The organism is Streptomyces sp. NPDC002092, assembly GCF_053593775.1.
In genome coordinates this window covers 157,513-171,758 of the sequence record NZ_JBSFDG010000016.1, presented here as the reverse complement: position 1 = coordinate 171,758, position 14,246 = coordinate 157,513, and the positions used below count along the sequence as shown (strand labels likewise).

General features: G+C 71.5%; 7 protein-coding genes and 2 pseudogenes. 3 read left to right on the top strand and 6 right to left on the bottom strand.

Going from position 1 to position 14,246, the window contains the following annotated elements; genetic code table 11:
- Window positions 1-102: 102 nt before the first annotated feature.
- The gene (locus ACWCRD_RS33045; RefSeq protein WP_450969415.1) at window positions 103-2,907 is read right to left on the bottom strand and encodes a SpoIIE family protein phosphatase; all 2,805 of its coding nucleotides are present in this window, start codon (window positions 2,905-2,907) and stop codon (window positions 103-105) included.
- A 292-nt stretch (window positions 2,908-3,199) separates the two neighbouring features.
- The gene (locus ACWCRD_RS33040) at window positions 3,200-5,734 is read right to left on the bottom strand and encodes a SpoIIE family protein phosphatase (protein ID WP_450969414.1); all 2,535 of its coding nucleotides are present in this window, start codon (window positions 5,732-5,734) and stop codon (window positions 3,200-3,202) included.
- A 216-nt stretch (window positions 5,735-5,950) separates the two neighbouring features.
- Between ACWCRD_RS33040 and ACWCRD_RS33035 the strand changes: the two genes are divergently transcribed.
- Window positions 5,951-6,583 (top strand): GNAT family N-acetyltransferase, encoded by a 633-nt coding sequence (locus ACWCRD_RS33035; RefSeq protein ID WP_450969413.1) that lies wholly within the window; start codon window positions 5,951-5,953, stop codon window positions 6,581-6,583.
- Between the two features lie 24 nt (window positions 6,584-6,607).
- Here the strand turns inward: ACWCRD_RS33035 and ACWCRD_RS33030 are convergent, their stop codons facing one another.
- The 3 genes and pseudogenes from ACWCRD_RS33030 to ACWCRD_RS33020 all read right to left on the bottom strand — a co-directional run.
- Complete coding sequence (locus ACWCRD_RS33030; protein WP_450969412.1) at window positions 6,608-8,338, bottom strand: dolichyl-phosphate-mannose--protein mannosyltransferase; 1,731 nt, start codon at window positions 8,336-8,338, stop codon at window positions 6,608-6,610.
- 132 nt (window positions 8,339-8,470) lie between these two features.
- Window positions 8,471-9,292, bottom strand: a pseudogene (locus tag ACWCRD_RS33025) (ThuA domain-containing protein); the annotation flags it as partial.
- An 80-nt stretch (window positions 9,293-9,372) separates the two neighbouring features.
- Window positions 9,373-10,248 (bottom strand): annotated as a pseudogene (locus ACWCRD_RS33020) (chitinase); the annotation flags it as partial.
- 348 nt (window positions 10,249-10,596) lie between these two features.
- Here ACWCRD_RS33020 and ACWCRD_RS33015 point away from each other — a divergent pair.
- The gene (locus tag ACWCRD_RS33015) at window positions 10,597-11,376 is read left to right on the top strand and encodes a maleylpyruvate isomerase family mycothiol-dependent enzyme (RefSeq protein WP_450969411.1); all 780 of its coding nucleotides are present in this window, start codon (window positions 10,597-10,599) and stop codon (window positions 11,374-11,376) included.
- A 271-nt stretch (window positions 11,377-11,647) separates the two neighbouring features.
- On the opposite strand, the gene ACWCRD_RS33010 is transcribed toward ACWCRD_RS33015, so the two are convergent.
- Entirely contained in the window at window positions 11,648-11,812 is a 165-nt protein-coding gene (locus ACWCRD_RS33010) for a hypothetical protein (RefSeq protein ID WP_450969410.1), read from the bottom strand.
- A gap of 326 nt (window positions 11,813-12,138) precedes the next feature.
- On the opposite strand from ACWCRD_RS33010, the gene ACWCRD_RS33005 reads away from it, so the two are divergent.
- Window positions 12,139-14,235, top strand: coding sequence for a DUF1996 domain-containing protein (locus tag ACWCRD_RS33005; RefSeq protein ID WP_450969409.1), 2,097 nt, complete (start codon window positions 12,139-12,141; stop codon window positions 14,233-14,235).
- The last annotated feature ends 11 nt before the right edge of the window (window positions 14,236-14,246 follow it).

Here is a 14,246-nt window from a genome sequence, read left to right as displayed (position 1 = left end):
CTGATAGGAAGGTTTCCTATCAGAGCGACGACGTGACGCACACCCGTCGCGGAAGAAGTTCGTAGGGTCGTACGAACCAGGTACGGACCAAAAGGTGGTGAGTCAGGGCAACGGCTGTTCCGCCCAGATGACCTTGCCCTCGGGGGTGTACCTGGTGCCCCAGCGATCGGCGAGCTGCGCCACCAGGAACAGCCCGCGGCCCCCCTCGTCCGTCATCGCCGCATACCGAAGGTGCGGCGATGTGTTGCTGCTGTCGAAGACCTCGCAGATCAGGGTGCGGTCGAACAGCACGCGCACCTGGATGGGGTCGGCGCCGTAGCGGATCGCGTTGGTGACCAGCTCGCTCAGGATCAGCTCCGTGGTGAACGTCAGCTCGTCGAGCCCCCACTCGGTGAGCCTGCGGCTGACGGAGGCCCGCACCTCACCGACGGCCGCCGGGTCGTTGCGCACCTGCCAGTCGGCGATCCGGTCGGCGTCGAGTCCGCGGGTACGGGCCACGATCAGGGCGACGTCATCGCTCGGCCTGGCCGGCAGCTGCGATTCGAGCACCACCCGGCAGGTGTCCTCCGGCGACTCTCCCGCGCGCTCCAGTGCCCCCTGCAGGAGCGCGAGCCCCTCGTCGATGTCCCGCTCCCGGTCCTCGACCAGCCCGTCCGTGTAGAGGACGAGACGGCTGCCCTCCTCCAGCACGAGATCGGCCGTCTCGAACGGCAGGCCGCCGAGGCCGAGCGGGGGGCCGGCAGGCACGTCGGGGAACTCCACTTCGCCGTCGGGCCGGATGAGGGCCGGCGGCGGATGGCCCGCCCGGGCGATGGTGCACGTGCGCGACACGGGGTCGTAGATCGCGTACAGGCAGGTCGCGCCGGTGACCGGGGCGTTGCCGCCGTCCGCCGTCTCGTCCTGGTCGATGCGGCCGACCAACTCGTCGAGCAGCGCGAGAAGTTCGTCGGGCGGCAGGTCCAGGGCGGAGAAGTTGTGGACCGCCGTGCGCAGCCGCCCCATGGTGGCCGCGGCATGCAGCCCGTGCCCGACGACGTCGCCGACCACGAGGGCGACCCGGGCACCCGACAGCGGCAGTACGTCGAACCAGTCCCCGCCCACTCCCGCCTGCGCCGGCAGATACCGGTAGGCGATGTCCAGCGCGCTCTGCTCCGGCAGGCGGCGGGGCAGCAGGCTCCGCTGCAGTGTCACGGCCATGCTGTGCTCACGCGTGTAGCGGCGGGCGTTGTCGATGGAGACCGCGGCGCGGGCCACCAGCTCCTCCGCGAGGGCCAGTTCGTCCGCGTCGAAGGGCTCGGGCTTCTCCGAGCGCCAGAAGCTGACCACCCCGAGCACCAGCGAGCCGGCGCGCAGCGGCACGGTGATCAGCGAGTGGATCCCGTACTCGACGACCTGGGCGGTGCGCTCCAGATCCTGCGCCTGCCAGCCCGGCGCCGCACCGAGGTCCGGCTCCAGCACGGCCTGCCCGGAGTGCAGGCTCCGGGCGTGCGGCGAGGAGTCCACGAACTTGATCTGCCGGCCCACCTTGTACAGCGGTGCGTCCTCACGGATCCCGCTCGACGCGGTACGGCGCAGAGAAGTCACCCCCTCCGGCTGGCCCCCGCCCAGCACCGCGTCGAACAGGTCGACCGTGGCGAAATCGGCGAACCGCGGCACGGCGAGCTCCGCCAACTCCTCCGCGGTACGGGTGACGTCCAGGCTGGTGCCGATGCCCACCCCGGCGTCGTACAGCATGTTGAGGCGTTCCCGTGCCGTCTCCGCCCGGCCGGAGAGGGCGCGCAGCTCGGTCGAGTCGCGCAGCGTGGCAACACTGCCCGGCGGGCCGCCCTGCACGTCCGTGGGCCGCTGGTTGACCGCAAGCAGCCGGTCCTTGACCAGGTGCACCTCGTCGGTGGCGACGCGCCCGGAGGCCAGCAGCTCGGCCGTGTCCGGGGCGAGGCCCAGATCGAGGGCGTGCCGGCCCTCGGCGTCCGCGGGCAGGTCGAGCAGACGGTGCGCCTCGTCGTTGGCGAGCAGCAGCCGGCCCTCACCGCTGACGATGAGCACGCCCTCGCGCACGGCGTGCAGCACCGCGTCGTGGTGCTCGTACATGCGGGTCATCTCGTGCGGGCCGAGGCCGTGCGTCTGGCGCAGCAGCCGTCTGCTCACCAGCGCGGTGCCGCCGGTGGCCAGGGCGAGTCCCCCGGCAGCGGCGAACAGGACGAGGGGCAGCTGCCGGTCGGCGGTGCCACCCACGGTCGCGGTCGTGATGCCCGCCGAGACCAGGCCCACGACCTTGCCGTGCGGGTCCTTGATCGGCACGACCGCCTGCACCAGCCGCCCGATCGTCCCGTTGATCTCCTCGGTCACTGTCCCCCCGGCCAGCGCGGGGGCGATCGTCCCGACGAACTTCTTGCCGATGCGGTCCGGCTTCGGGTGGGTGTAGCGGATGCCGTCGGTGTTCATGACGACGATGAAGTCGACGCCGGTCGCCTTGCGGGCGGCCTCCGCCCGCGGCTGCAGAATCTTCGTGGGCTCGGGGCTGCTGAGCGCCTCGCGGGTGCCCGGCGCATTGGCGAACGCCTGCGCGACGGCGACCGACCGGTTGCGGGCCTCCTGCGTGCTGTCGTGCCGGACCTGCAGATACAGCGCCACCACCGCGGCCACCACCAGCAGCAGCACGATCACCACCTGCAGGACGAACACCTGCCGGGCGATGCTGCGCCCGGTCAGCGCCGACCGCAGTGCGCTGATGCGGCCCGGTTCCGGCTCGGCCGGGTGTCCACCCGGGCGGGTGGGCGTACTGCGCGGAGTCCGCGTCGTGCGCCGCCCGTGCGCTGCGTGGGCGCGATCGCTCGCGCGGCGGGCACGGGGACCGCCGGGACGGCGGTGCGACCGGGTCCCGGAACGGTCCGGAAGTCGGACCATGTGCCCATGTCTACACTGCCGGGCCGCGTGAGGCGAGAGGCGTCACAGCGGGTGACGGAGATCGCCCTCTGTCCGGGTGCCGATGTCACAGGCGGTGGACGGTGTCACTGCTGGTTCCTGTGCGCCGTGCGGCGCGTGGCGAGGAGCGGTGTGATGTTCGTTTGGACGGTTGGCGGAGTGCGGGGCGGTGGCGGTGCGGCGGCTGGCGAGTCCGGCCGGCGGAGGGCGGGCCGGGCGGTGACGGATATTTTGCTCCCTGCCTGGGTGCCGATGTCACAGGCGGTGGACGGTGTCACTGCTGGTTCCCGTGCGCCGCGCGGCGCGTGGCCAGAAGCAGTGCGATGTCGTCGGGACGGTCCGCGGAGTGCCGGGCCGTCGCGGTGAGGCGGTCGGCGACTCCGGCCAGCGGGCGGCGGCCGGGGCGGACGGCAGGCGCGCCGACCTTCGCCAGGGCCACCCGCAGAGCGGTGATGCCCTCGTCGATGTCGACACCGGGCCGCTCGACCAGCCCGTCCGTGTACAGCGCGAGGACGGCGCCGGGCTCGATGCGCAGTTCCGCGACGGGGTACTGCGCGTGCGGATCCACGCCGAGCACCACGCCACCGGGCAGATCCAGCACCTCGGTGTGGCCGTCCGGGTGACGCAGCAGCGGCGGCGGATGCCCCGCGCGGGCCGCCCGCGCCAGGCCCGAGGCCGGGTCCAGCCGGATGTAGCAGCAGCTCGCGAACTGCCCGGGATCGAGGTCGATCAGCAGATGATTCGTGCCGCTCATCACCTCGTCGGGCGGCCGGTCACCCAGCGCGAACGCCCTTACCGCGCTGCGCAGTTGGCCCATGGTGGCCGCAGCCTGCACGCCGTGCCCCTGCACATCGCCGATGACCAGCGCCAGACCGTCCCCCGCCTCCACGACGTCGTACCAGTCGCCGCCCACCTCCATGCCCTGCGTTCCGGGCAGATAGCGGCCGGTGGTCTCCACCTGCGGATGGGCCGAGAGCCGGCGGGGGAGCAGGGCCTGCTGCAGTCCGCGGGCGAGCGCCGCCTCGCTCTCGTAGCGCTTGGCCTTCTCCATGGCGTGGGCGATCAGCCCGGCGAGCGCGGTGAGTGCCGTGCGCTCCTCGGTGCTGAAGCTGCGCGAACCGTCGAAGCCCAGGATGCAGGAGCCCACCGGACGCCCGGAGGCGATCAGCGGCAGGAAGGCGCGGGCGCCCTCGTCCGCGTCCAGCGGGATGCCGGGGTAGGCGGCGGCCAGCTGCTCCATAGAGTCGAAGAAGATCGGCCGGCCGCTGGTCAGCGTCTCGACCCCGGGCAGATGGGCGTCCAGGCCCACGCCCTCGAAGGGGCTGAGGAACCCTTTGGGGAAGCCGTTCTCCCAGGCCAGATACAGGTGTCGGTCCTGCAGCAGATAGATGGCGAGGCGGCGGCCGCCGAACGCGGGCAGCAGTTCCCGCATGACCACGGCTGCCACCTGCCGTGCGGTGACCGCCTCCGTCAGCGCGATGGCCAGCACGATGGGGCGGTACAGCGGAGCCATCGAGGGGACCCCGGGCGAGGTGGCGGCGGCCGGGTCCCGGGTGAGGTCGGCGGCCGCGTCCGCCACCCGGTTCGCCGGGCGGAACGTGCAGGTCAGCACGGACGGACCGGGATAGACGCAGACATCGAGCCAGGCGCCCTCGTACGACGCGTCCTCGTCCTGCGCGCCGTCCGTGGCGGGCCGCGCGACATGGAAGCGCACCGGTTCCGGGGACAGCAGCGCGCTGCGCAGATGGTCCTCGAACGCGGGCTGGTTCAGCCACGGCACGCCTTCCCACAGGGGACGGCCGAGCAGCTGCGTCCTGGAGCAGTGCAGCAGCTGGCCGGCGCGCGGGTTGGCGTAGAGGACCAGCCCCAGCCGGTCCAGGCAGAGCACCCCGTCGGGCAGCAGATCGGCGGCGGCGTCGGCCGCCGCGCCGGGACCGGGATCGACGATGAAACCACGCACCGGATGCGCGCCGGACGGAGTGCCGGGCGGGGCGGGCGCCGCGTACGGGCTCCACAGCTCCACCAGGCGCAGTGCGCCGTCCTCGGCCCGCACGTACAGCGGCAGCGGCGGCGGTCTGCCCGCGGCCGTCTCCCGCAGCGCGGCCAGGACCCGCTGGGTCTCGGCCGGGGCCACGGCCTCCGCGAGCGCCTCCACGGACGTGGCGAACGCGTCGACCGGCACCCCCAGCAGGGCCGGCAGGCGTTCGTCGACGGTCACGACGTCCGTCACCGGATCCCAGGCGAAACCCCCGGCACGCCCCGCGGGCGGGCGCGCGCCGGGCGGCCGTACGCACACGGGCTCCCCGTCCCAGGCGACCGACGACCTGCCGCCGTCCTCCAGCCGCCACAGGGCCGTGCCCAGGTCCTCGGCCAGCCGCACCATGCGATCGCGGTGGTGCAGCAGCTCGGTGGCGTCCGTGGTGGAGTGCCGCAGCACGGTCAGCACACCGAAGGTCGTCGACCCGCAGCCGATCGGTACGTGCATCGACCCGAACTGGAACGGCAGCCCGGCCGCGAACTGGGGATAGCGGCGCATCGTCTCCGCCGCGTTCGGCAGGACCACCTGCACGCCCAGCCGGTAGGCGTCGGCCACCGGGAACGGGCGGTCCACATGCAGCCGCCACCAGGGCCGGAACAGCGGGCCGGGCAGCCCCGCGAGCACCGCCAGCCGCAGCAGCCCGGGCGTGCCGGAGCGCAGATAGACCCCTCCCGAGTGCCCGCCGGCCGCACCGATCGCCTCCGTCGAGGCGTCGATCAGCAGTGCGGCCAGCTGCCCGGGCGTCCGGTGTGCGTGCTCCGCGCGAGTCATCGGCCCTACCTCGTCCGTACGCCGTCCAGCGGGCGACACAGCAAGAATGCGCCACGACCGGCCTGTGGCGCACCTGGGCGGTCCCAGTCTCCGCAGACGAATCACGGCTCCCGGGTGTCTCAGGCACGCACGGCCTTCGGTTTCCTCGGCGCCTGCGAGGACAGCGCGGAGCCGCACAACCTTGTGGGAGCGCTCCCAGGCAGGCAGGATGCTGCGGTGACCGCGACGCCCGCCATCCGCCCCTACCGTCCCGAGGACCGCGAAGCCCTCGACGACATCTGCATCCGCACGGCACACAACGGCCAGGACAGCCGTCCCCTCTATGCGGACCCCACCATCTTCCCGACGGTCTTCGCGGCGCCGTACGTCGTACTGGAGCCGGAGCTGGCCTTCGTCCTGGACGACGGGCACGGCCGGGCGGTCGGCTACATCCTCGGCGCCGCGGACACGCCCCGCTTCGTCGAAGACTTCCGCACCAAGTGGCTGCCCCTGGTGGCCGACCGCCACCCGGAGCCCTCAGGACCGCCGACGACCCCGGACGAGCAGATGATCCCGCTCCTGCACCACCCGGAACGGATGATCGTCCCCGAGGTCGCCGCCTACCCCGCCCATCTGCACATCGACCTGCTCCCCGCCTGGCAGGGCCGGGGGCACGGGCGCGAGCTGATGCGTACCTTCCTGCGGGCCCTGCACGACCGGGGCGTCGCCGCCGTACACCTCTCCATGGTCACGGCCAACACCCCGGCCAGAGCCTTCTACGACCGGCTGGGCTTCCACCGCATCGACGTTCCGGACCCGGGGCCTGTCACGTATCTCGGCCGCTCGACAGGGGAGCTGGATACTCTGTGACGCCCGGGGACGCCAACTCCGGCCTCATATCCAGGTGTACAGCCACATCCGGGCCCGCCAGTCGCCGTACGGGATCGTCGTGCCCGTGTACAGCGGATAGAAGTAGATGAAGTTCCAGGCGATGAGCAGCACCAGCACGCCCGCGCCCACCGCGCCGGCCAGCCGCCGCCGCTCGTCGGCCCCCGACGGCCCCAGCAGGGCGCCGACCATCATGGCGACGGCCAGGCACAGGTAGGGCACGAACACGACGGCGTAGAAGGAGAAGACCGTACGGTCCTGGTAGTTGAACCACGGGAGGTACCCGGCGCCGACCGCGCACAGGACCGCGCCCGCGCGCCAGTCGCGGCGCAGCGCCCACCGGAACAGCAGGTAGAGCAGCGCGCCGCAGGCCGCCCACCACAGCAGCGGGGTGCCCAGGCCCAGGATCTCCTGAGAGCAGCCGGTGGCGGCGTGACAGCCCTGCTGCCCGGCCTTCGGCGACTGGTAGTGGAACGCCACGGGCCGCCCCTGGACCAGCCAGCTCCACGGGTTGGACTGGTAACGGTGCGGGGCGTGGAGGCCGATGTTGAACTGGTAGACGGCGTGTTCGTAGTGCCACAGGCTGCGCAGCGGAGCCGGAATCCAGGACCAGGTGCCGCCGTGGCCGTCCGCCCAGTGCCGGTTGTAGCCGTTGTCGGACAGGAACCAGCCGGTCCAGGTCGCCAGATACGTCACTACGGCGACCGGCACCAGGGAGAGCGCTGACCAGCCGAGGTCCTTGCGCAGCACCGCCCGGTACGGGTGGCCCGCCCCGGCCACGCGGCGGGCGCCGACGTCCCACAGGAGAGTCAGGGCCGTGAAGAAGACGAGGAAGTAGAGGCCGTTCCACTTGCTCGCGGCGGCGAGCCCCAGGAGGACACCGGCCGCGAGCCGCCATGGACGCGCGCCCATGCCGGCCTGTTCGCCGGTGTGCGCATCGGGACGCGCGAAGCCGTCGCCGTCGACGGGCAGGGCCGCGGCCAGCCGGGCCCGTGCCTTGTCCCGGTCGACCAGCAGGCAGCCGAAGGCCGCCAGTGCGAAGAACATCACGATGAGGTCGAGCAGAGCGGTACGGCTCATCACGAAGTGCAGACCGTCCACCGCCAGCAGCGCTCCGGCGAGACAGCCCAGCAGCGTCGAACGGAACAGCCGGCGCCCTGTTCGGCACAGTATGAACACCGACAGGGTGCCCAGCGCCGCCGTCATGAACCGCCAGCCGAACGGGTCGAGTCCGAACACCCCCTCCCCGAGGGCGATCACCCACTTGCCCATCGGCGGATGCGCGACGAAGCTGCCGGTGTCGGAGAGCGGGATCACCTGGGGGTGCGCCAGGATCTGCGGGTCGGCGATCTTGCGGTCCGGCCAGCTGCCCTCGTAGCCCAGCCGCAGCATCGCCCAGGCGTCCTTGGCGTAGTACGTCTCGTCGAAGACGACGGCCCGTGGTTGCCCCAGCCGCCAGAACCGGAGAGCGCCGGCCAGCACGGCGACGAGGACCGGTCCCAGCCAGCCCGTGGAGCGCGCGAGGCGGTGGGCGGTCCGAGGTCCGAGGCCCACCAACTCCCAGATTCTGGTGGCCGGTTCGGGAAAGGGCGGCACCAGCCGGGCACGGACGTCGGTCCGGGGGGCTGCCGCGTACCCGAACCGCCGCAGCCGCTGCGCCCAGGGGGTCGCCTCGGGTGCGGCGGTCGTGCGGGCGTCTTCGTCGACGTCGGCCCGTGTGGGGGTGTCACTCGTCACCGGGTCATCGTAGGGAACGCCAGTGCGGTTCGGGTTCGGCGCCCGTGGGCTCGGCGTGGTGCAGGGCCCCGACCGCACCCGCGCGGCGGTCGGGGCCCTTCGCGCACCGGCTCAGGAGCGCGCGTGCAGGTGCGAACTCGCGGTACCGCCCAGCCACTTCAGTCCGTCGAGCAGGAAGCGGTTCTGCGTCTCGCTCGCGAACGTCGACGACAGGGTGGTGTTGGTGGCGTAGTCCATCGCGTTGTGGCCGAAGTTGGCGTACAGCATCCGGTACTTCGTGTTCGTCCACAGGATCGGGTAGTAGCCGCTGTACCAGCTCTGGTCGGGGTCGGTGCCGAGCGGGAAGCTGCTCGGGTCGACCGAGGCGAGGATCTTGATGTCGGGGTTGCGCCGCAGGTCGTTCGACCAGCTGTACCACTCGCTGACGGACGAGGTGAAGGTCGCGGGCAGGTTCCTCGTCGACGGGTGCGTACGGTCCTCGACGCGCAGGACCGCGGTCGTCGGCCCCCAGGTGTTGGACTTGAAGTCGCCGCTGCCGAGGAACTGGTTGTGGTACCAGGGCCAGCTCTTCGCGTCGGTGGTGAACGCGCAGACGTGGAAGCCCATCCAGGCGCCGCCGCCCCGCATATAGCGTTCGAATCCGGTGCGTTGGGCGGCGGACTGAGGCAGGTCGTCGAGGAACAGCACGACCTGGTAGCCCCTGACTCCGCCGTTGGCGAGCAGGTCCCAGTCGTTGCTCGCCGTGTAGGTGAAGCCGTTCTGCGCGGCATGCTCGGGGAACCAGTCGTTGGCCTCGTGGACGAAGCTGATGTGGGCCGCGTCCCAGGTGCCGTTGTAGAGGGCGAGCACCTTGAACGGCTGCGTCGCGGCGTGGGCGGGTGGCGCGGACAGGGCCGTCAGCAGGATCGCCAGGAGCACGAGGATGCGTACGGCGCCGGTTCGGATGGCGTGCATCGGATGAACTCCCCTCTGGTCAGGGGTGGTTGACGAGATCGCCCACCTGGGTGGGTTCTTCTGTACGGGTGCAGGGGAGTTCAGCCGGTGTACTGGGCGAAGACGCGCGTGTAGTCCCAGGCCTGCTGGGCGACGCCGGAGCAGCTGTCCGCACCGCCGCCGGTGCAGGGGCGGTCGCGGTTGGCGGACCAGAAGGTGAGCCGGGCCAGGTGGTGCTGCCGGGCGTAGCCGAGGATGGTGCGGAAGTCGGCGACGGTGACCTTCTCGTTCTGGTCCGTGATCCCGTTCATGGAGGAGATGCCCATGGTCCGGTAGGCCTGGTCGTCGCCGTAGCCGTAGGCGCTCTTGAGCGCGGACTTGAGGCCCTCGGCGGCCTTCAGGGTGAGCGTCCCCATGTTCTTGCCTGCGCCGCCGAAGTCGAACGGCATGATGGCCCAGGCGTCCACCGAGAGCCGGGACGCGGCCGCCCGTTTGATCAGGCTGGTGTCGGGCCCGCTCTGGTCGGTGCCGATGGTGACGTACACCTTCAGGCCCGGGTTGTTCGCCTTCACGGTCTTCAACGCGTCCACCGTGCGCTGCTGCACGGCCGGGTTGCTGTAGGCGTCGGCCTCGATGTCGATGTCGATCGCCTTGAGCCGGTAGGCGCCTATGACCTTCTGGTAGGCGGCTGCCAGCTCCCCGGCGTTGGAACAGGAGCTCTCCAGCTTGTTGCCGCTGTACCCGCCGAAGGAGGGGATGACGTCGCCGCCGCCCGCACGCACGGTGTTGACGGTCCGCTGGTCGACGCCGCCGGTGAGCGGGCGGCTGCCGTCCCACTGCGGATTGCAGTGCCCGTTGCTGAGGATGAAGGCGAGGGTGAACCACTTGACGCCGGTGGCGCGGGTGATGGTGGCCGGGTCGGGCGGGCTGCCCCAGCCGTTGTAGAGGTACGGCGCGACGGCCATGGGGGCTGCGGCCGGGGCGGCGTCGGCGGGAGCGGGGGTGACGGCTCCGGCAAAGAGGGCGGACAGGGCTATGGCGAGACAGGCGCGCAATGCGACGCCAGGGGTGGGGGGTTGGGGGCTCATGGGTGGGGGTCACAGCCTTTCGCCGGCAAGGGACGGTGGGGTGGAGACAGCACAAGGCGGTTCACGTGGATGAACGCTGGACGTACTCGTGAAGCTGTGTGACCGGGAACCTAAAGGTCTGAACCAAACACGTCAAGGGGTGAAGTCGCGGTGACACGAGTCCGCTATGTCTCTTCAAGAAGTGAGTGCACATGGAATCCGAGTGCGGCGGGGGGCCGGTTCGCCCATCATGAGCGGATGACTTCGCTGACCTTCGACCGGTGCTGTCGCGAAATCGTCACCCAGACCGACCTGCTCAGAGCGCAGATCAAAGGAGCGAACACCAGTACCCCGGTGGCCACTTGCCCCGGCTGGGATCTCGGCCGACTCCTGCGGCACGTGGGTGGGGATCACCGCTGGGCGGAGGAAGTGGTCCGGACGCGAGCCGTCGAACCCGTTCCCGGCGACCCCGTCGACGACCCGGCCGCATACTCCCGACTGGACGACGGCGCACTGGACGACTGGCTCGCCGAGGGGGCCGCGCAACTCGGCGCCACCCTGCGCGATGCCGGACCCGACGCGCGGGTGTGGACGCCGGCCCACGATCGGAACACGGCCTTCTTCTGGGCCAGGAGGATGACGCACGAGACCGTCGTGCACCGCGCCGATGCCGCGCTGGCGACGGGCGCCGCATTCACGCTCGACGACGATCTGGCCGTGGACGCGGTGCAGGAGTGGATGGAGTTCGCGACGGTCCCCGAGGCGTACGAGCCCCGGCCGGGAGCACCCGGCCTCCTCGGCCCCGGTCGTACGCTGCAGTTCGAGGCGACCGGCGCCGGGCAGTGGCACGTCGACCTCGGCGGCGACCGGCCCGCCTGGTACAGCGGGCGCGCGGCGGCCACCACGGCTGTACGCGGACCGGTCACTGACCTGCTGCTGTTCCTCTACCGGCGCCCCGCTCCCGCAGTCGAGACCCGAGGCGACACGGGACTGCTCGAACTCTGGCTGACCCGTACGGGGTTCTGGCTGGAGGCGTAAGAGGTCGGTGCGCGAGGCGCGGGGCGGCATCGGGGTTCCAAACAGGGTCACTGAGATGCGTGGCGAAGAGCGGTCTCACGGCCGGCCGTCAGCCGTTGACGGGCCCTGCCCTACGGCCCCGCACACCCCAGGCGCGTGCCCGGAGTGGGATCGAGCCGTCCGCCCGAGTCGGCACCCGCAGTCGGAGCGGTGTCCGCAGTCGTTCCCTGGCGGCCGGTGCCAGCGAGGCGACACAGCCGTGGGCGGGCCCCTGACCGGACAGGAACGGATCTCACAGGTCGGCGAAGTCGGCGAAGCGGGTGGGCACTTCGAGGAGTACGACCTCCGCCTCGACCAGCGCGGCCTCGCTCCACAGCGGCCGCAGTGGGGCCGGCCGGCACGTCGAGAACCGAGCAGCGTCCGGGGCGGGAAACCGGCGCGCCACGGCCGAGGTCAACGCACCCGAACCGCAGCCGACGTCCGGTCACCGAACTCCGGGCGCACGCACCAGCCAGGCCGCGAACTCGTCAGCCACCAGGCGGCTCCAGCGCCCCATGTGCCGCTCGTACGGGTCCCCGGCGCTCCACACGTCGAAGTCCTGCCCGGCTCTACGCTTCCACTGTGCCGTGCTGTCCCGGTTTGCGCCACGTGTGGGGATGTGGGGGCACGCGCTTTCTGAGAGGTTCGTATGAATCTGTGGGGTGCTTGAACACGCCGGTTCCGCCGTCCGTATGTGGCGAGGGATTTCCATGCCCGACCGCCGTGATCCGTAGGAGAACTCTCGTGGGACGCAACACGCGCAGACGCCCAACAGGCCCGCGCCGCGCAACCTTTGCGGCATTCGCGCTGATGCTGGGCGGAGGCGGGCTGGTGGCGGTCAATGTCTACGCCTCCGCGACGGAAGGCGGTTCGGGCACGGACGCGCAGACGCGCAGTGCCGCGGCCGGCACGATCGACTGCCCGGACGTCGGCAGCAAGCTGACGCAGGTGCCGGAGCAGGCGCGGGGCGAGGTCGACAAGGAACTCGCCTCGATGGACCAGCAGATAGAGGAGGCCTACCAGCGGCTGCAGGCGTCGACGCCGGAACAGCGCCAGGACGGGGGCTACACCGACGACCAGGTCATGAAGCCGCTGAAGGAGAAGCGGAGCGAGTCCCTCGACCGCATCGGCAACGCCATGGACCAGGCCGGCCGGCGTACCGACGGGCTCGGCTCCATGGCGGACTGCTCGATGCGCACCTGGAACGACCAGAACGGCGCCCAGGGTTCGCAAGGCGGCCAGCAGCAGGGACAGGGGGACCAGCAGAACGGCGGCCAGCAGAACGGCGGCGGTCAGCAGGCCGGCAACGGAGGCCAGGCCGGCAACGGGCCGGTCGCCGCGGACTACCAAAACATCAACTCGGTTCAGCCCAACGCCCCGGCGCCGGACCTCAAGTCCTTCGTCTCCAAGGGCGCCTTCACCACAAGCTGCGGTGCGAACGCGAACGGCCTGCGCAACTCCGACAACGTGATCGTCGCCCCCGGCGTCACCAACGGCGCCCACCACTTCCACGACTACGTGGGCAACCAGTCCAACAACGCCTTCGCCAGCGACGCCGACCTCGCGAACGCCCAGACCAGCTGTGAGAACCCGGGCGACAAGTCCACCTACTACTGGCCGGTGCTGCGGCTGCAGAACGGCACGCAGGACAAGGACGCGAACTCGCCCGGCGGCGGCATCGAGGGCAACGCGGGCCAGATCGTGACGCCCAAGCAGGTCACGATGACGTTCATCGGCAGCCCGCGCAGCCAGGTCACGGAGATGCCCCGTCTGCTGCGCATCATCACCGGCGACGCCAAGGCGTTCGTGAACGGACCGGCCAACGCCAACGCCTCCTGGAGCTGCACCGGTTTCGAGGACCGGCAGCTGAAGGACAAGTACCCGCTGTGCCCGCAGGGCAGCGACGTGGTCCGCACCTTCCGGTTCCAGAGCTGCTGGGACGGGCGCAACATCGACAGCGCCAACCACCGCACGCATGTGGCGTTCGCCGACGCCTCCGGCAACTGCGCGAACGGCTTCAAGGCCATCCCACAGCTGGTGCAGCGCATCGTCTACGACGTGAAGGCGCCGAGCCTGCAGGACGGCGGCCGTACGACCCCGCTGTTCGCGGTGGACTCCTTCCCGGAGCAGCTGCACAAGCCGGTCACCGACCACGGCGACTTCATCAACGTCTTCGACGAGGGCCTCATGAAGGAGGTCGTGTCCTGCATCAACGGCGGCCGTGAGTGCGGTGCCGGCACCGGCGAGGACCCGGGCTCCGGCGGGGGAGCGACCCAGCAGCCCACCGAGACGCCGACGCACCAGCCCACCGACCAGCCGACTGCCACCGACCAGCCCACGGCCACGGACCAGCCGACGGCCACTGACCAGCCCACCCCGGAGCCGACCGCAAAGCCCACCGACGACCCGACCGCACCGCCCGCCGGCGACCACGACGGCACCTCGGGCGGCGGGTCCGGCAAGGGGAACTCCGGCAGCGGATCCGGCGACCGGAACGCGCAGCCCGTGACCGCCGCTCCGGAGACCGGGCAGCCCGCCGACGACGGCAAGCCCACGATCTCCAGTACGTCGCAACCGAGGGTCTACGCAACGTCCAAGGCCTCCCGGAGCGCCGCGGCCGCCCCGGCGAACGGCGGCACCAACGCGGGCGGCAACTCCGCCCAGCCCCAGGCCACGGGCGTAAACGTCCCCGCCGCCGGCAACCGGACCGAACCGCAGGCGGCCCAGAGCGGCGCGCTGGCCGAGACCGGCACCACCTTGTGGCCCGCCACGGTCGGCACCGTGCTGCTGCTGGCAGGGCTGTTCCTGCTCACCCGTACACGGCGCAGTTACCTGCGCTGACGCCTGGGGCC

Coding starts and splice junctions, on each gene's coding strand:
- ACWCRD_RS33045 (WP_450969415.1), bottom strand. CDS start 2,907: ATGGTCCGACTTCCGGACCGTTCCGGGACCCGGTCGCACCGCCGTCCC.
- ACWCRD_RS33040 (WP_450969414.1), bottom strand. CDS start 5,734: ATGACTCGCGCGGAGCACGCACACCGGACGCCCGGGCAGCTGGCCGCA.
- ACWCRD_RS33015 (WP_450969411.1), top strand. CDS start 10,597: ATGACTTCGCTGACCTTCGACCGGTGCTGTCGCGAAATCGTCACCCAG.